The sequence below is a fragment of the Microbacterium sp. UMB0228 genome (genome assembly GCF_002871415.1).
In the GTDB taxonomy this organism is placed as follows: Bacteria; Actinomycetota; Actinomycetes; order Actinomycetales; family Microbacteriaceae; genus Microbacterium.
In genome coordinates this window covers 58,990-74,563 of record NZ_PNFU01000003.1, presented here as the reverse complement: position 1 = coordinate 74,563, position 15,574 = coordinate 58,990, and the positions used below count along the sequence as shown (strand labels likewise).

Annotated in this window: 18 protein-coding genes; 15 read left to right on the top strand and 3 right to left on the bottom strand. The window is 71.3% G+C overall.

The genetic code is table 11. The annotated features are described in order from the left end of the window. The first annotated feature begins 124 nt into the window (after positions 1–124). From CJ226_RS07590 to CJ226_RS07555, 8 genes are all read left to right on the top strand, one after another. Positions 125–1,408: a M18 family aminopeptidase gene (locus CJ226_RS07590; RefSeq protein ID WP_102208817.1), complete on the top strand. Its 1,284-nt coding sequence runs from the start codon at positions 125–127 to the stop codon at positions 1,406–1,408. A gap of 44 nt (positions 1,409–1,452) precedes the next feature. Then, positions 1,453–2,892, top strand: a complete 1,440-nt coding sequence (locus CJ226_RS07585) for a cytosine permease (protein ID WP_102208816.1) — start codon at positions 1,453–1,455, stop codon at positions 2,890–2,892. A 131-nt stretch (positions 2,893–3,023) separates the two neighbouring features. Continuing rightward, positions 3,024–3,551: a cysteine hydrolase gene (locus CJ226_RS07580; RefSeq protein ID WP_102208815.1), complete on the top strand. Its 528-nt coding sequence runs from the start codon at positions 3,024–3,026 to the stop codon at positions 3,549–3,551. Between the two features lie 107 nt (positions 3,552–3,658). Further along, on the top strand, positions 3,659–4,711 hold the full coding sequence (locus CJ226_RS07575; RefSeq protein WP_062636854.1) for an alpha/beta hydrolase: 1,053 nt from the start codon (positions 3,659–3,661) through the stop codon (positions 4,709–4,711). A gap of 274 nt (positions 4,712–4,985) precedes the next feature. Next, on the top strand, positions 4,986–5,837 hold the full coding sequence (locus tag CJ226_RS07570; protein ID WP_102208814.1) for a tryptophan 2,3-dioxygenase: 852 nt from the start codon (positions 4,986–4,988) through the stop codon (positions 5,835–5,837). Beyond that, complete coding sequence (locus CJ226_RS07565; RefSeq protein WP_102208813.1) at positions 5,837–6,823, top strand: amidohydrolase family protein; 987 nt, start codon at positions 5,837–5,839, stop codon at positions 6,821–6,823. Before CJ226_RS07570 ends, CJ226_RS07565 begins: the two co-directional genes overlap by 1 nt. Position 6,824: 1 nt before the next feature. After that, complete coding sequence (locus CJ226_RS07560) at positions 6,825–8,246, top strand: kynureninase (RefSeq protein WP_102208812.1); 1,422 nt, start codon at positions 6,825–6,827, stop codon at positions 8,244–8,246. Continuing rightward, a complete protein-coding gene (locus tag CJ226_RS07555) occupies positions 8,236–9,057 on the top strand; it encodes a PaaX family transcriptional regulator C-terminal domain-containing protein (protein ID WP_102208811.1) in 822 nt (273 codons plus the stop codon). Before CJ226_RS07560 ends, CJ226_RS07555 begins: the two co-directional genes overlap by 11 nt. Here the strand turns inward: CJ226_RS07555 and CJ226_RS07550 are convergent. Further along, positions 9,054–9,545: an FBP domain-containing protein gene (locus CJ226_RS07550; protein WP_102208810.1), complete on the bottom strand. Its 492-nt coding sequence runs from the start codon at positions 9,543–9,545 to the stop codon at positions 9,054–9,056. The genes CJ226_RS07555 and CJ226_RS07550 overlap by 4 nt on opposite strands. 290 nt (positions 9,546–9,835) lie before the next feature. On the opposite strand from CJ226_RS07550, the gene CJ226_RS07545 reads away from it, so the two are divergent. Next, a complete protein-coding gene (locus tag CJ226_RS07545; protein WP_180964567.1) occupies positions 9,836–10,183 on the top strand; it encodes a hypothetical protein in 348 nt (115 codons plus the stop codon). Between the two features lie 21 nt (positions 10,184–10,204). Here CJ226_RS07545 and CJ226_RS07540 read toward each other — a convergent pair whose 3' ends face one another. Further along, positions 10,205–10,606 (bottom strand): hypothetical protein, encoded by a 402-nt coding sequence (locus CJ226_RS07540; protein ID WP_025102514.1) that lies wholly within the window; start codon positions 10,604–10,606, stop codon positions 10,205–10,207. 191 nt (positions 10,607–10,797) lie between these two features. Between CJ226_RS07540 and CJ226_RS07535 the strand changes: the two genes are divergently transcribed. Then, positions 10,798–11,004 (top strand): CsbD family protein, encoded by a 207-nt coding sequence (locus tag CJ226_RS07535; protein WP_062636839.1) that lies wholly within the window; start codon positions 10,798–10,800, stop codon positions 11,002–11,004. A 69-nt stretch (positions 11,005–11,073) separates the two neighbouring features. Here the strand turns inward: CJ226_RS07535 and CJ226_RS18085 are convergent, their stop codons facing one another. Then, complete coding sequence (locus CJ226_RS18085) at positions 11,074–11,238, bottom strand: hypothetical protein (protein WP_164498167.1); 165 nt, start codon at positions 11,236–11,238, stop codon at positions 11,074–11,076. A gap of 121 nt (positions 11,239–11,359) precedes the next feature. On the opposite strand from CJ226_RS18085, the gene CJ226_RS07530 reads away from it, so the two are divergent. The 5 genes from CJ226_RS07530 (at position 11,360) to CJ226_RS07510 (ending at position 15,570) form a co-directional block, all read left to right on the top strand. After that, positions 11,360–11,626 carry a Rho termination factor N-terminal domain-containing protein gene (locus CJ226_RS07530; RefSeq protein WP_025102516.1) on the top strand — a complete coding sequence of 89 codons (267 nt, stop codon included), beginning with the start codon at positions 11,360–11,362 and terminating at the stop codon, positions 11,624–11,626. 5 nt (positions 11,627–11,631) lie between these two features. After that, positions 11,632–12,708, top strand: coding sequence for a YbdK family carboxylate-amine ligase (locus tag CJ226_RS07525; protein WP_102208809.1), 1,077 nt, complete (start codon positions 11,632–11,634; stop codon positions 12,706–12,708). A gap of 38 nt (positions 12,709–12,746) precedes the next feature. After that, positions 12,747–14,153 carry an MFS transporter gene (locus CJ226_RS07520; protein ID WP_102208808.1) on the top strand — a complete coding sequence of 469 codons (1,407 nt, stop codon included), beginning with the start codon at positions 12,747–12,749 and terminating at the stop codon, positions 14,151–14,153. A gap of 167 nt (positions 14,154–14,320) precedes the next feature. Continuing rightward, complete coding sequence (locus tag CJ226_RS07515) at positions 14,321–15,367, top strand: iron-containing redox enzyme family protein (protein ID WP_102208807.1); 1,047 nt, start codon at positions 14,321–14,323, stop codon at positions 15,365–15,367. Then, positions 15,364–15,570: a CDGSH iron-sulfur domain-containing protein gene (locus tag CJ226_RS07510; protein WP_025102521.1), complete on the top strand. Its 207-nt coding sequence runs from the start codon at positions 15,364–15,366 to the stop codon at positions 15,568–15,570. Before CJ226_RS07515 ends, CJ226_RS07510 begins: the two co-directional genes overlap by 4 nt. Positions 15,571–15,574 lie beyond the last annotated feature (4 nt).

The window sequence follows — 15,574 nt, the reverse complement described above, 5'->3', positions numbered from 1 at the left end:
GGACCAGACGGGCGCAGACCCCGGAACCCTAGGCGCTATCGCCACCACCCTATCCCCGACCGGGAAGGGCGCGGTGACCGGCGCGACTACGCTCGAAGGACACCCCGCGCAGGAAGGTCATGCCATGCCCGTCACCCCGGACGCCCTCGCCCACGCCGAGGACCTCGCCGACTTCGTCGCCGCTTCCCCGTCGAGCTATCACGCTGCCGCCGAGACGGCCCGCCGCCTGGAGGAGGCCGGATTCACACGACTCCAGGAGGAGGACGCCTGGCCTGCGCAGCCCGGAGGCCGGTACCTCGTGGTCCGCGACGGCGCGACGATCGCGTGGGTGGTGCCGGAGGACGCGACCGCCACGACGCCCGTGCACGTGTTCGGGGCGCACACCGACTCCCCCGGCTTCAAGCTCAAGCCGCAGCCGACCACCGGAGCCCGCGGCTGGCTGCAGGCCGCCGTAGAGGTGTACGGCGGTCCGCTGCTGAACTCCTGGCTCGACCGGGAGCTGCGCCTCGCGGGCCGGCTCGCCCTCGCCGACGGCCGGGTCGTCCTCGCCGACACCGGAGCCCTGCTGCGCCTCCCCCAGCTCGCCATCCACCTCGATCGCGGGGTCAACAACGGCCTCGCGCTCGACAAGCAGACCGAGACGCAGCCGGTGTGGGGTCTGGGCGATCCGACCGAGGCCGATCTGCTGGCCGAGCTCGCCGACTCCGCCGGCATCGACGCCGCAGAGATCCGCGGCTACGACGTCGTGGTCGCCGACGCCGCGCGGGGCGCCGTGTTCGGCAAGGACGACGCGTTCTTCGCCTCCGGCCGGCTCGACGACCTCGCCTCCGTGCACGCGGGCGTCGTGGCCCTCGCGGCACACGCCCCCGTGGCGGGCGCGCCGATCGCGATCCTCGCCGCGTTCGACCACGAAGAGCTCGGTTCCGAGTCGCGCTCCGGCGCCGCAGGCCCCTTCCTCGAGGACGTCCTGGAGCGGCTGTACGCAGGACTCGGCGCCGACGGCTCCGCCCGCCGCCAGGCGTACGCGTCGTCGTGGTGCCTGTCCAGCGACGTGGGGCACTCCGTGCACCCGAACTACATCGGCCGGCACGACCCCGTCGTGCAGCCCGTGCTCGGCTCCGGACCCATCCTCAAGCTCAACGCCAACCAGCGCTATGCGACCGATGCGGTCGGCGCCGCCTCGTGGCGGAACTGGTGCGATCGGGCCCAGGTGGTGACGCAGGAGTTCGTCTCGAACAACAGCGTGCCGTGCGGCTCGACGATCGGCCCGATCACCGCAACCCGGCTCGGCATCCGCACGGTCGACGTGGGCATCCCGATCCTCTCGATGCACTCCGCCCGCGAGCTCGCCGGGGTCTCGGACCTGCACGACCTGACCCGCGTGGCCGGGGCCTTCTTCGCCGGCTGAATCGGGCCGCGCGGAGTGCGCCCCCGGAGTGCCAGGATGTGAGGATGACCGACATCAGGCCGGCTCTCATCGAGCGTGCAGGCATCGAGATCATCCCCGAGTCCGAGCGGACCGCCCAGCCCCGTGACCTGTTCTGGCCGTGGTTCGCGGCGAACGTCTCGGTGTTCGGGATGTCGTACGGCTCGTTCGTGCTCGGCTTCGGCATCTCCTTCTGGCAGGCGACGGTCGTCTCGGTCATCGGCATCGTCGTGTCGTTCCTGCTCTGCGGGCTCATCGCGATCGCGGGCAAGCGCGGGTCGGCGCCGACGATGGTGCTCTCCCGGGCCGCGTTCGGCGTGCAGGGGCAGAAGGTGCCGGGGATCGTGTCCTGGCTCACGTCGATCGGGTGGGAGACGTTCCTCGCGATCATGGCCGTGCTCGCGACGGCGACCGTCATCACGCAGCTCGGCGGCGACGGCGACAGCCTGTTGCTGAAGATCCTCGCGACCGTGATCGTCGCCGCGCTGATCGTCGCGGCCTCCGTGCTCGGGTATCACACGATCATGCGGCTGCAGTCGGTGCTGACGTGGATCACCGGCATCGTGACGATCGTCTACATCATCCTCGCCGCGCCGACCATCGACCTCGCCGCGGTGCTGGCCCGTCCTGACGGGGGCATCGGCCAGGTCGTCGGCGCGCTCGTCATGGTGATGACCGGATTCGGGCTGGGCTGGATCAACATCGCCGCGGACTGGTCGCGCTACCAGAAGCGCACCGCGTCCGACGGGGCGATCGTCGCCTGGAACACCATCGGCGGCTCGGTGGCACCGGTCATCCTCGTCGTCTTCGGTCTGCTGCTCGCGGGATCGGACGAGGAGCTCATGGTCGCGATCGCCGCCGATCCGATCGGTGCACTGGCGAGCATCCTGCCCGTGTGGGTGCTCGTGCCGTTCCTGTTCACGGCCGTGCTCGCGCTCGTCTCCGGCGCGGTGCTCGGCATCTACTCCTCCGGCCTGACCCTGCTCAGCCTCGGCATCCGCATCCCGCGGCCGTCGGCGGCGGCGATCGACGGCGCGATCCTCACCGCGGGCACCATCTTCGTGGTGTTCTTCGCGACCGACTTCCTCGGCCCGTTCCAGAGCTTCCTCATCACCCTCGGCGTGCCGCTGGCCTCCTGGGCCGGCATCCTCATCGCCGACATCCTGCGTCGCCGGAAGGACTACGACGAGGAGGCCCTGTTCGACAGCCGCGGCCGCTACGGCGCCTGGGACTGGACCGCGATCGGCACCATGGTCGTCGCGAGCGTGATCGGCTGGGGCCTCGTGCTCAACGGTTTCGCCGACGCGGCGCCGTGGAACAACTGGCAGGGATACCTCCTGTTCCTCGTCGGCGGAACGGACGGGGACTGGGCGTACGCGAACCTCGGGGTGTTCATGGCGCTCGTGCTCTCGTTCCTCGTGACCTGGTTCGCGCGGGCGGGGAAGATCCGGCGGCAGGAGTCGTGAGCCCTTCGACAGGCTCAGGGACCCAGGGGGCGGCAGGCTCAGGGACCCAGGGGGCGGCGGGCTCAGGGACCCAGGGGGCGACAGGATCCGGGGCCGAGGAGGCGGCAGGCTCTCCGGGCGAGAGCTGGCTCGTGGTGGTCGATCCGCAGGTGATCTTCGCGTCGCCCGACTCCGCCTGGGGCTCGCCGTTCTTCGCCTCCGCGATGACGAACATCCGGCGCCTCGCGGACGCCTTCGGCGAGCGCGTGCTCGTGACCCGGTGGCTGCCGACGGCCGACCGCTCGACCTCCTGGGGCGACTACTTCGCCGCGTGGCCGTTCGCCGACCGCCCCGCCGACGACCCGTTGTACGCGCTCGTCCCCGAGGCGGAAGGCCTGTCTCCTCATCCCACCGTCGACCTCCCGACGTTCGGCAAGTGGGGTCCGGAGCTGGAGGCGATCGTGGGGCGCGGTGGTCGGATCGTGCTCGCAGGTGTGTCCACGGACTGCTGCGTCGTGTCCACCGCTCTCGCTGCCGCGGACGCCGGGGCACGCGTGACGCTCGCGGCGGATGCCTGCGCCGGCTCCACGGCCGAGAACCACGCCGCCGCCGTGCAGGTGATGTCCCTGTATCCCCCGCAGGTCACCGTGACCGACACCGCCCCCCTCCTCTCCCCCTGACCCCCCTCCCCAGGCCCGACCCGGCGTCGGGATCAAAAACGCACCCTTGTGCGGGGATTCCGGAACGTTTTCGATCCCACGAGGAGGGATGCTGGCACACTGAGGCCGTGGAAGACCTCAGGAGCAACGCCGCGCCCGCCCCCTCGAAGCCTGCCCGCAAGCCCTGGCGTCGCACGAAGATCGCCGTGGGCACCCTCGCCGCGGTCGCCGCCGTCGCCGCGATCGTCGGCGCGCTCACCCCCTGGCCGTCCGCGATGATCATCCGCTCCGTGTTCACGAAGGGCGGTGACGAGACCGCCGCCGAGATGACGAAGCATGTCCCGGACACCGCCCTCGACGAGCGGAAGAATGTCGCCTACGGTGACGCCGGCGCGGACACGACGATGGACGTCTTCCGCCCCGCGTCCGCCGACGGCGCACTGCCGACCGTGGTGTGGATCCACGGAGGCGCCTGGATCTCGGGATCGAAGGAGGACGTCGACCCGTACCTCCGCATCCTCGCCGCGGAGGGCTACACGACCATCGGCGTGAACTACACCCGCGGACCCGAGGGCGTGTATCCGCTCGCCGTCCACCAGCTCGACGAGGCCCTCGCCTACATCGACGCGCACGCGGCGGAACTGGGCGTCGATCCGCGGCGCATCGTGCTGGCAGGAGACTCCGCCGGGGCCCAGCTCGCCAGCCAGATGGCGACGCTCATCACGAATCCGGACTACGCCGAGATCCTCGGCATCCGCCCGTCGATCCGCGCCGATCAGCTCGTCGCGACCGTGTTGAACTGCGGCGTCTACGACCTCGCCGCACTGGCAGAACTCGACGGGGTCGCGGGATGGGGCTTCAAGTCGGCGATGTGGGCGTACTCCGGCACGAAGACCTGGGCGGAGGACTCGACAGGCGCCACGATGTCGACCGTCGACTGGGTCACGGCCGACTTCCCCGCGACCTACATCTCCGGCGGCAACGGCGACGGGCTCACCTGGCTCCAGTCGATCCCGATGTCGAAGCGGCTCCAGGAGCTCGGGGTCGACGTGACGCCGGTGTTCTGGCCCGCGCCGCACGAGCCGGAGCTCCCGCACGAGTACCAGTTCCACCTCGATCTCCCCGAGGCCCGGAAGGCGCTCGCGGACACCATCGCCTTCCTCGACGCGCACACCCGCTGACCCGGCCCCTTTCGTCCGGCGCGGGGCTGCCACCGTTGCACGACCCCGCCACGGACGCACGACTCGTTCCGCCGGACGTCTGTCCATCCGTCCCCCGGTCGTGCAGGCGGACCGGGCACGGGTGCACGACCCCGCCACGGATGCACGAGCCGGGCACGGGCGCACGACCGAACGCTCCGGATACCCGTGCCGCTGTCGCCGGGTCGTGCAGCTGGACCGGGATCTGGACATAACGTCTCTGTGACGACCGGCACGGAAGTGATATGTTCACGGGATGCACACCGAGAACGAACGCGCGCTCGAGTCCGGGATCGTCACGGACCTCTCCGGTCGCATGACCTACGGCTCGTACCTCGCGCTCGACCAGCTCCTCACGGCACAACACCCGGTGAGCGCCCCGCAGCACCACGACGAGATGCTGTTCATCATCCAGCACCAGACGACGGAGCTCTGGCTGAAGCAGCTGCTGCATGAGCTCAGCTCGGCGCGGGAGCTGCTCGCGGCCGACGACCTGCGCGACGCCCTCAAGCGCATCGCCAGGGTCAAGCGCATCCAGGACGTGATGACGCAGCAGTGGTCGGTGCTCGCGACACTGACCCCGACGGAGTACGCCCAGTTCCGTGGCGCGCTCGGCAACTCGTCCGGCTTCCAGTCGGTGCAGTATCGCGCCGTCGAGTTCGCGCTGGGCAACAAGAACGAGAAGATGCTGAGCGTCTTCCGCGACCACCCCGCGAACCTCGCGCTCCTCACGGCCGAGTGGGAGAAGCCCACGCTGTACGACGAGTTCCTCCGCTACGCGTCGCGCCGCGGGCTCCCCGTCCCGCGCGAGATCCTCGACCGGGACGTGCGCCAGCCGTACCGCGAGACCCCGGCCCTCGTACCCGCCATCCGCGCGATCTATCAAGACCCGCGCACCCACTGGGACCTCTACGAGGCCTGCGAGGACCTCGTCGACCTCGAGGACAACTTCCAGTTCTGGCGCTTCCGCCACCTCAAGACCGTGTCCCGGACCATCGGGATGAAGGCCGGCACGGGTGGATCGAGCGGCGTCGGCTTCCTGCAGCGCGCCCTCGACCTGACGTTCTTCCCAGAGCTCCACACCGTCCGCACCGAGCTCGGCTCCTGATGCTCGCGGCGACGTTCTTCGGCGGCGAGCGCTGGCGCGACGGCGTCGTCGGGCTCGGCGCAGACGGGCGCCCCCAGCTCCGCGACGAGGCACCCTCCCCCGGCACCCCACCCCTGGTCGGACGCATCGTCGGCGGCTTCACCGACCACCACGTGCATCTGCAGCTCGTCGACCATGCACTCCTGGCCTCGTCGCGCCTCGGGCGGGTGGTCGACCTCGGCGGCGATCCGTCCACGGTCGCGGGGATCGCCCGGCACCACTCCGGAGATTCGTCGACCCGACGCGATTCTGACGCGTCGCGCACCGTCGACTACGCCGGCGCGTTCCTCACTCCCCCCGGCGGGTACCCTTCGGACCGTGCATGGGCGCCGGCGGGTTCGGTCCGGGAGATCGCCGACTCCGCGGCGGCCGCGACCGTTATCGAGGAATTGGCGGCGGCCGGTGCCTCCGGCATCAAGGTCGCGAGCAACAGCACCGCCGGCCCGGTCTTCTCCGACGCCCTCTTCCGCGCGATCGTCGAGCTCGCCGCTGCGCACGGCCTCCCCGTCGTCGCCCACGCCGAGGGCCCTGGCGAGGCCCAGCGCGTCGTCCGCCTCGGAGCGAGCCAGCTCGCGCACGCCCCGTTCACCGAGCGTCTGGATGACGAGGAGATCGCGGAGCAGGCCGTCCGGGCCTCCTGGATCAGCACCCTCGCCATCCACGATCCCGCCGCGAGGGCCATCGCGATCGACAACGCCGCCCGCTTCCATGCCGCCGGCGGCACCGTCCGCTACGGCACCGACATGGGCAACGGTCCGACCCCCGTCGACCTGAACCCCGACGAGGTCCATGCCCTCCGCACCGCCGGGCTCGACGACGACGCCCTCCTCCGCGCCCTCGCGCCGGTCGACCCGCTCGATCCCCGCGCTCTCCTCCTCCTGCTGCCACCGCGATCCGCCGATCCCCTGGCCGCCCGCCCCCTCACCGCCGCCGACCTGAAGGTGTGACATGACCGACCGCTCCGCCGACACCGCCCTCCTCGACGCCGCCCGCGCCCTGGACGCGGCCGACCCGCTCGCCGCGCACCTCGACGCGTTCGTCGAGGCCCCGGGCGTCACCGCCTACCTCGACGGCAACTCGCTCGGGCGGCCGCTGCGCGACGTGCCGGAGAAACTCGCCGCGTTCGTGCGCGAGGACTGGGGCACCCGCCTCATCCGCTCCTGGGACGAGCAGTGGATGGCCCTGCCGATGGAGCTCGGAGACCGCATCGGCGCCGTCGCCCTCGGCGCGGGCGCGGGGCAGACGGTCGTGTCCGACTCCACGAGCGTCCTGCTCTACAAGCTCATGCGGGGGGCCCTTCGACAGGCTCAGGGACCCACGGGTGCGGCTCAGGGACCCACGGGCGCGGCTCAGGGACCCACGGGTGCGGCTCAGGGACCCACGGGTGCGGCTCAGGGACCCGCGGGTGCGGCTCAGGGACCCACGGGCGCGGCTCAGGGACCCACGGGCGCGGCTCAGGGACCCACGGCGGGCGCGGCTCAGGGACCCGCGGGGCGGACGGAGCTCGTGATCGAGGAGGGGAACTTCCCCACCGACCGGTTCCTCGCCGAGGGCGTCGCGGCGGAGATGGGGGCCACGCTGCGCTGGATCACGCCCGACCCGGTGCACGGCGTCACGGTCGACGACGTCGCGGCCGTGGTCTCCGAGCGGACCGCGCTCGTCTCGCTCAGCCACGTCGACTACCGCTCCGGCGCCCTCGCCGACATGGCCGCCATCACCGCCGTCGTCCATGACGCGGGGGCGCTCATGCTGTGGGACCTCTGCCACTCGGCGGGCGTCGTGCCGATGCAGCTCGACGACTGGGGCGTCGACATGGCCGTCGGCTGCACCTACAAGTACCTCAACGGCGGCCCGGGATCGCCCGCGTTCGCCTACCTCCGCCACGACCTGCAGGGCCTGCTGCGGCAGCCGATCCAGGGCTGGTGGAGCGCAGCCGACATCTTCGCCATGGGCCCGGAGTACGTCCCCGCCGACGGCATCCGTCAGCTCCTCAGCGGCACGCCCCCGGTGACCTCGATGCTCGCGATGCAGGGGATGATCGACCTCATCGAGCAGTCGGGGATCGACGGCGTGCGCGCGAAGTCGGAGTCGCTCACCGCGCTCGCGGTCCGGGCGTACGACGAGCTGCTCGCGCCGCTGGATGTCCGCCTGCTCAGCCCTCGCGACCCGGCGCGACGCGGCGGACACATCACGATCGGCCACCCCGACTTCCGCGAGGTCACCCGGAGGCTCTGGGCCGACGGCGTCATCCCCGACTTCCGCTTCCCTGATGGGATCCGGCTCGGACTGTCGCCGCTCAGCACCTCGCACGCCGAGACCGTCGCCGGGGTGCTCGCGGTCAGGGATGCGCTGGAGTCCGGTGTCTCCTGACCCCGCGGCGCCGGTCGTGCTCGATGACATCGACGCCCGCCCGGGCAGCACCGCCTCGCTCCTGCGCACCCTGATCGGCCTGTATCTGCGCCCGCTCGGAGGCTGGATCTCGGCCGCCGATCTCGTGGCGCTGGCCGCCGACCTCGGCATCCCCGCCGCTCCCGCCCGGACGGGCATCGCCCGCCTCAAGCAGAAGGGCCTACTCCTGCCGGAGCACCGCGACGCCGTCGGCTACCGGCTGAGCCCGGCAGCGGTGCCGATGCTGGAGCGCGGCGACCGCCGGATCTTCCGGATGCAGGAGATGACCGACGACGATCCGTGGTGCCTCGTGTCATTCTCGATCCCGGAGAGTGCGCGCAGCGTGCGTCATCAACTGCGCCGGCGCCTGCAGTGGATCGGCGCCGGCGTGGTCTCCCCCGCCCTGTGGATCTGCCCCGGGCACCTCAGGGCGGAGGCGGAGCAGATCCTCGACGAGCTCGGTGCCCGCCGCTGGGCGACGCTGTTCGACGCGTCGGCCCCCGCCCCGGCCGGCACGCTGGCCGAGGCCGCGGCGGCGTGGTGGGACCTGGACGCGCTGCGCGGCGAGCACGAAGCCTTCCAGGCCTCGCTCGCGGCGCTCCCCGATGCGCCGTTCCCCGCGTACGTGCACCTCATCGACCGCTGGCGGGTGCTGCCCTACACCGATCCGGGACTGCCTCCGGCGATGCTGCCGGCCGACTGGCCGGGCGGACGCAGCTTCGAAGCGTTCGCCCGGCTGTCGGCGGCGTGGGCGGCACCCGCCCTCGCGCATGTCCGCGCCGTGACGGCCTAGTCGGTCCGGGCGACCTCGCGCACGAATCCGGTCACGTGCTCCTGCAGCCGCAGGATGCGCATCTCGCGCGCGAGCTCGCGGTCGTACCCCGGATAGGCCAATGGCGGGAGCGTGCGCACCGCCGCGTTGCAGCCGAACTCCGCGCACGCGAGCACACCGACCGTGTCGCCCTTGCGACCGGCGGCCCCGGCACGGCGAGCCACGTAGAGCTGCACGTCGTTGCGGAGCGTCACGTCCTCGCACCACGAGCACTGGGCGCGGGCGAGCACGCGCTGCTCGGCGCGCTGCAGCACGACTCCCACAGGCTCGTCGTCGATCCACACGACGACATAGGCGCGCCGGGGCAGCTTCGGGTCGATCCACCCGAGGTAGTCGAGCCGGTCGAAATCGGTCTCGGCGAAGCCGGGCGGCAGGGTGATGTCGGAGACCTCCTTGCGGGAGGCGTTGCAGAAGGAGGCGCGCAGGCCGCGCTCGTCGATGGGACGCATGAGGAAGAGCTTTCGGTGTGATCGCCGGAACGGCGAGACGGATCAGAGGATCACCCGGACGATGCCGGGGTACGACGCAGCACCGGGGACGGGGTTCCGCCTCCGGCCGGTCCTCAGCCTCTGCCTGCGGCGCTGAACGCGCCTGCAGCTCCGCTCCGCGCCCTGGGGGCGCTCATCGACGACAGCACCCCGCGAGCCTACACCCGTTTGTTTCGCCGCGTGTCGGGATCGCTGCGGGATCCCGACACGGTCGACGTACTCTGGCCGGACGCCGATCCGAAGGAGTCCCCGTGTCCACGCCGCTGCACCGCCGTCCGCCCCTCGAGGTGCGTGAGCGTGCGACGTGCATGTGCCGGAACGGCGGCCGCTGCTCCTCGTCGGCCCCCGGCCACGCCCTGCACCTGATCCAGGAGCGCCTCGCGGCGGCGACCCCGGCGCGATGGGCGGACGCGTTCGTGACCGCAGCGGATCCGGTCGCCGGAGACCTCGTCGTCCGCACGCTCGACGGCACCACGCACACTCTGTGGAACGGCTCCGGCGCCGCGCTGGAGGCCGCCATCGGCAGCCCGGTCGCCCTCCACCTGGACTACGCCGTGCTCGCCGTGGGACGCACCCGCTTCAACGTCGCCGTCGTGTGACGAGGGCCTGATCCCCTCGGGTCAGGCGCTCGCCATCATCATGTCGCGGACTGCCATGCACGCGTTCATGCAGGCCTGGCACGCCTGAGCGCAGAGGCGGCAGACGTCACTGTGATCGGCGTGCTGCATGCACTCGTCCATGCACATCTGGCACATCGCGATGCACGCGTCCAGCATCGCCATCATCGTGGCCGGGGTCATCCCCTGCATGCGGAGCATCGATCGCATCATCGTGTGGCACATGTCCGCGCAGTTCATGCACGCGGGGGCGCAGTCCATCTCCTGCGTCGCGCACACGGTGCAGGCCTGCTCGCAGGCGGCACACGCGTCCATACAGGCCTGGAGCACCGACATGTCCATCATCGCCATGTCGGGCATCGACTCCATGTTCTTGGACATGGCACCCATCATCATCGCGTCCATCGCACACCGCTCCCTTCGTCCAGGACGACGGGCAGGACACCCGCCTGGCGCCAGGCTAACCCCTGTGCGGTCGGGAGTCGATGGGGGCGGAACGCTGACACGCCCGTCGGTGAATGTCAATCCCGTGGACGGACCGCGACGCCGGTGCGACGCTCGAAGAGCAATCGATCCGTCCAGGAGAGGAGCCTCTTATGAGTGGCGCAGATGACATGAAGAATTCCGCTGAGAAGCTGGGTGGCAAGGTCAAGGAAGGCTTCGGCAAGCTCACCGACAACGAGAAGCTCGAGACCGAAGGTCAGGCGGATCAGGTGAAGGCCGACGCGAAGCAGGCCGGCGAGAACGTGAAGGACGCGGCGGGCAAGGCCGGCGACAGCGTCAAGGACGCGTTCAACCGCTGATCCCCTACCCGCTGAACCCATGAAGAGGGGGAGGCTCGCCGATGGCGAGCCTCCCCCTCCGCACTCGGGTCAGACCTTGCGGCTGCCGGTGATCGCTCGGATCAGCCAGGCGATCACGGCGATGGCCAGGAGCACCAGACCGACCCACAGCAGGAACTGGAGCGACTGCACCAGTCCTCCGGTGATCGCGAGGATCACGGCGATGACGATGACGATGATCAGGAGGATGTTCATCGGTCTTTCCCTTCTCTGGGGGCGCGGGCGCCCGACTGCGGTGACCTCACGCTAGACCCGGACCACACCCTCTCTGGAGGGGGTTGACTTCCACCCTTTCGATGCGCGAAGGAGCAGAGCAATGCCAGGACGACGCAACAACTCGCTGAAGGATCCGGAGCTGTACGAAGAGCTCCGCGATGACGGGGCTTCGAAGGAGAAGGCCGCCCGCATCTCGAACGCGGCCGCACGAGACGGCCGCAGCTCCGTCGGCCGCCGCGGCGGGAAGCACGGGGACTACGAGGACTGGACCGTTCCCGAGCTGCGGAAGCGCGCCAAGGAGCTGGGCCTCACCGGCTACAGCGGCAAGCGCAAGGCCGAGCTCATCTCCGAACTGCGAAACCACTGACCCGGATGACGCGCTTCGGGATCGAGGAGGAGTTCCTCCTGCTTGATGAGGATTCGCTCGTCCCCGTCGCCCTCAGCGGTGACATCCTGGAGCGCATCGGCGATGACGTCACCGCCGGACGCGTGACCACCGAGTACCTGGCCTCGCAGGTCGAGGCGCTCACCGATCCGGTACGCAGCGGCACCGAGGCCGTCCAGCAGCTGACGGCGTTGCGCACGACCATCGGGAGGCAGGCCCGCGTCCGGCGCGCGATCGCGGCTCCGACCGGCGCGCCGTTCACCACTCTCCGTTCGCCGCGCCTCTCGCCGTCGGCGCACTACGACGACGTCGCGCGGCGGCTGGCGCACCTCACCCGCGAGCACGAGGTCAACGGCCTGCACGTGCACGTGGAGGTGCCGGACGAGGAGGAGCGGGTCCGCGCTCTGAATCGGCTTCGCGCGTGGCTCCCCCTGCTGCTCGCCCTCAGCACGAACAGCCCGTTCGGCAACGATCTCGACACGGGCTTCGCGAGCTGGCGGAGCATGCTCATCCGCCGACTCCCCTCGTCGTGGTGCCCGCCCCGGTTCGCCGACGTCGACGACTACCGCACGCGCGTGGACCAGCTCCTCGACATCGGGACCATCGGCGACGCGACCTCCCTCTCCTGGGCGGTGCGCCTCTCCGAGCGCTACCCGACCGTCGAGGCGCGCGTCGCGGACACGCAGCTCACCGCGGAGGACGCCGTCCTCTCCGCGCTGCTGACCCGCGGGATCGCCCTGTCGTCCGGCCAGCGGATCGTCGCCGATGAGACGGAGACGATCGACGCGTCGATCTGGATGGCGTCGCGAGCCGGGATGACGGCCCGCCTCCTGGATCCGCTCACGGGCGAGATCGCCCCGGCCTGGACCGTGGCGGAGCACCTGCTCGACGACATCGGCCCGGTGCTGGACGAGCTCGGCGATGCGGACGCGGTGCAGGCGGGCCTCGCGCGGATACGGGCCGACGGGACCGGCGCGGCCCGGCAGCGTGCGGCGCACGCACGGGACGGGCTCCCCGCGCTCCGACGGCTCCTGCAGGAAGGTACCGGAACACCGGCCGCCTGACCGGCCCTCGCGTCCGTCGCCCGGAGTAGGGTCGGCCTGTGTCATCCTTCGCCCCGCTCCAGCGGCTCGTCATCGCGATCGCCGTGCTGGCCTCGTTCGTCACGTTCCTCGACGGGACAGTGGTGAACGTCGCCCTTCCCGCCATCAGCGAGGAGCTCGGCGGCGGGATCACCACGCAGCAGTGGGTCGTCGACGCGTACCTCATCACCCTCAGCGCGCTGATCCTGCTCGCCGGCTCCCTGTCCGACGCCTACGGACGGGTGCTGGTGATGCGGATCGGCCTCATCGCCTTCGGCATCGCGTCCGTCGCGGTCGCCGCCGCGATCGACCCGCTCATGCTCATCGTGGCCCGCGGGGCCCAGGGGGCGGCCGGGGCCCTGCTTGTCCCCAGCTCCCTCGCGCTCATCACCGCGACCATGCGCGGCGATCTGCAGGCGAGGGCCATCGGCGTCTGGACTGCCTTCACCACGGCCGCTCAACTGGTCGGTCCCCTGCTCGGCGGGCTCTTCGTCGACTTCCTGTCCTGGCGCTTCGTGTTCCTCATCAACGTCCTCCCCATCGGGGTGACGCTGGTGCTGCTCGCCCGCCTGCATCTGCCGGAGCACCCGCGAGGCGTCCGCGTGGACTGGTGGAGCGGTGCACTGTGCGCCCTGGGCCTGGGCGCCATCGTCTTCGCCCTCATCGAGCAGCCGAATCTCGGGTGGGCCTCCCCCGCGATCTGGATCCCCGCCGTGGCCGGGGCCGCGCTCTTCGCCGTCTTCCTGTGGCGCCAGGGCCGCTCGGCCGCGCCGCTCATGCCGCTTTGGCTGTTCCGGGTGCGCGACTTCGGGTGGGGCAACCTCGCCACGCTGTTCGTGTACGCCGCGCTCTCCCTCAACGGCTTCGTCGTCGGCGTCTACCTCCAGCAGGGGGCGGGACTCAGCGCGACGGCGGCGGGGCTCGCGAGCCTGCCGATGACGATCCTGATGATCCTGCTGAGCTCCCGTGCCGGCCGGTGGGCAGGGCGCTGGGGCCCGCGCATCTTCATGACCGTCGGGCCGCTGATCATGGCCGCCGGAGCGCTGATGCTGCTGACCGTGAACGCCGCGTTCGACTACTGGGCGCAGGTGCTCCCGGCCATGATCGTGATGGGTCTGGGCCTGTCGCTCACCGTCGCCCCGCTGACGGCCGCGATCCTCGGGGCCATCGATGAGAACCACTCCGGCATCGCCTCCGCCGTGAACAACGCCGTCTCCCGCGTCGCCGGTCTGCTCGTGGTCGCGATGCTGTCAACCATCGTCGGCGGCACGCTCGACCTCGACGGCTTCCACAACGCCGCGTGGGTGACGGCGGCGCTCCTCGTGCTCGGCGGCGTCGTGTCGTGGATCGGGATCCGCCGGAACCCCTCGGAGGCCGCGGCCCCGCCCGCCGACGCCCCGGCGCAGCCGACGCCTCAGCCGCGATGAGCCTCCCTCGTCCCCCGCGCGGTCGCGTACACGGCCAGCTCCGACGGCGTCTCGGCGAGCTGTGCCCCGATGCGCTTGCCTGCCGAGCGCCTCGGCGTCAAGTCCCTGGCGGTCGCCGCTCGCGCGGGTGAGGATGCGGGTGATCGATCCGATGGGAGCCCCTCCTCATGACCGTTTCCACCCTCGACGCCGACACCGCCGTCGCCTTCTCGCCGCGCGGCCCCTTGTCGAGCGCCGTCCTCGGCGTCCTCACGGGTCGCGGTGACGACGCCGCCACCCTCCCCGACCTCGCCGCCGCAGCCGTCGCCGCGAGCGACGACGTGGTCAGGGACGACGACATCCAGCTCGCCCTGTTCATCCTCTACGCGTCCTCCTACGGCTCGCTTCCGCAGCTGGATGCGACTCTCGAGTGGGATGCCGGGGTGGTCACGGCACGCCGCATCCTCGAGGACGCCTTCGAGGCCGCGCTGCGTGACACCGTGCCGGTGCCCGAGCTTCCCGAACCCACGGTCGACGCCGTGGGTCGCGCCCTGTTCGCCCTCGCCGCCGCGGACACCGGCCCCAGCCTGTCGCGCCACATCGCCAGGAAGGCCACCCGCGAGCAGGCCGAGGAGTCCCTGATCCTGCGATCGGTGTACACGCTGCGGGAGGCCGATCCGCACTCGTGGGCGATTCCGCGGCTGACCGGGCGCCCCAAGGCCGCGCTCGTGGAGATCCAGTCGGACGAGTACGGCGGCGGCCGCCCGCAGCGGGTGCATGCGGAGCTCTACGCCCGAGCGCTGCGCGCCGCAGGACTCGACGACACGTACGGCGCCTATGTCGACGACGCTCCGGCGATCACGCTCGCCTCGCACAACATGATGAGCCTGTTCGGGCTCAACCGCCGGCTCGTCGGCGCGATCGTCGGTCATCTCGCCGCCTACGAGATGACCTCGTCCATCCCGTGCCGGTTCTACGCCGACGGTCTGCACCGGCTGGGGTTCGCCGACGAGGTCGCCGCGTACTTCGAGGAGCATGTGGAGGCCGACGCGGTGCACGAGCAGATCGCCGCCCGTGACCTCGCGGGCAGCCTCGCCGAGGACCGTCCGGAACTGCTGGCGGACATCCTGTTCGGCGCGGCCGCGTGCCTCACGGTCGACGGCTGGGCCGGAGCCCACACCCTCGACGCCTGGAGCGAAGGGCGCTCGGCACTGCGGGAGAGGACGACCGCATGAGCGGCCGGGACGAACCGGTCACGGTCACCGCGTACCCCGACGGCCCGCTGCTCGTGCGCGGCGAGATCGAGCTGCACGCGAGCGATGGCACGGTGATCGACCCGCGCCGACGCACCGTGGCCCTATGCCGCTGCGGGCTCTCCGCGCTCAAGCCCTTCTGCGACGGCACGCACAAGGCGGCCGGCTTCCGCACCGAGGACTGAGCAG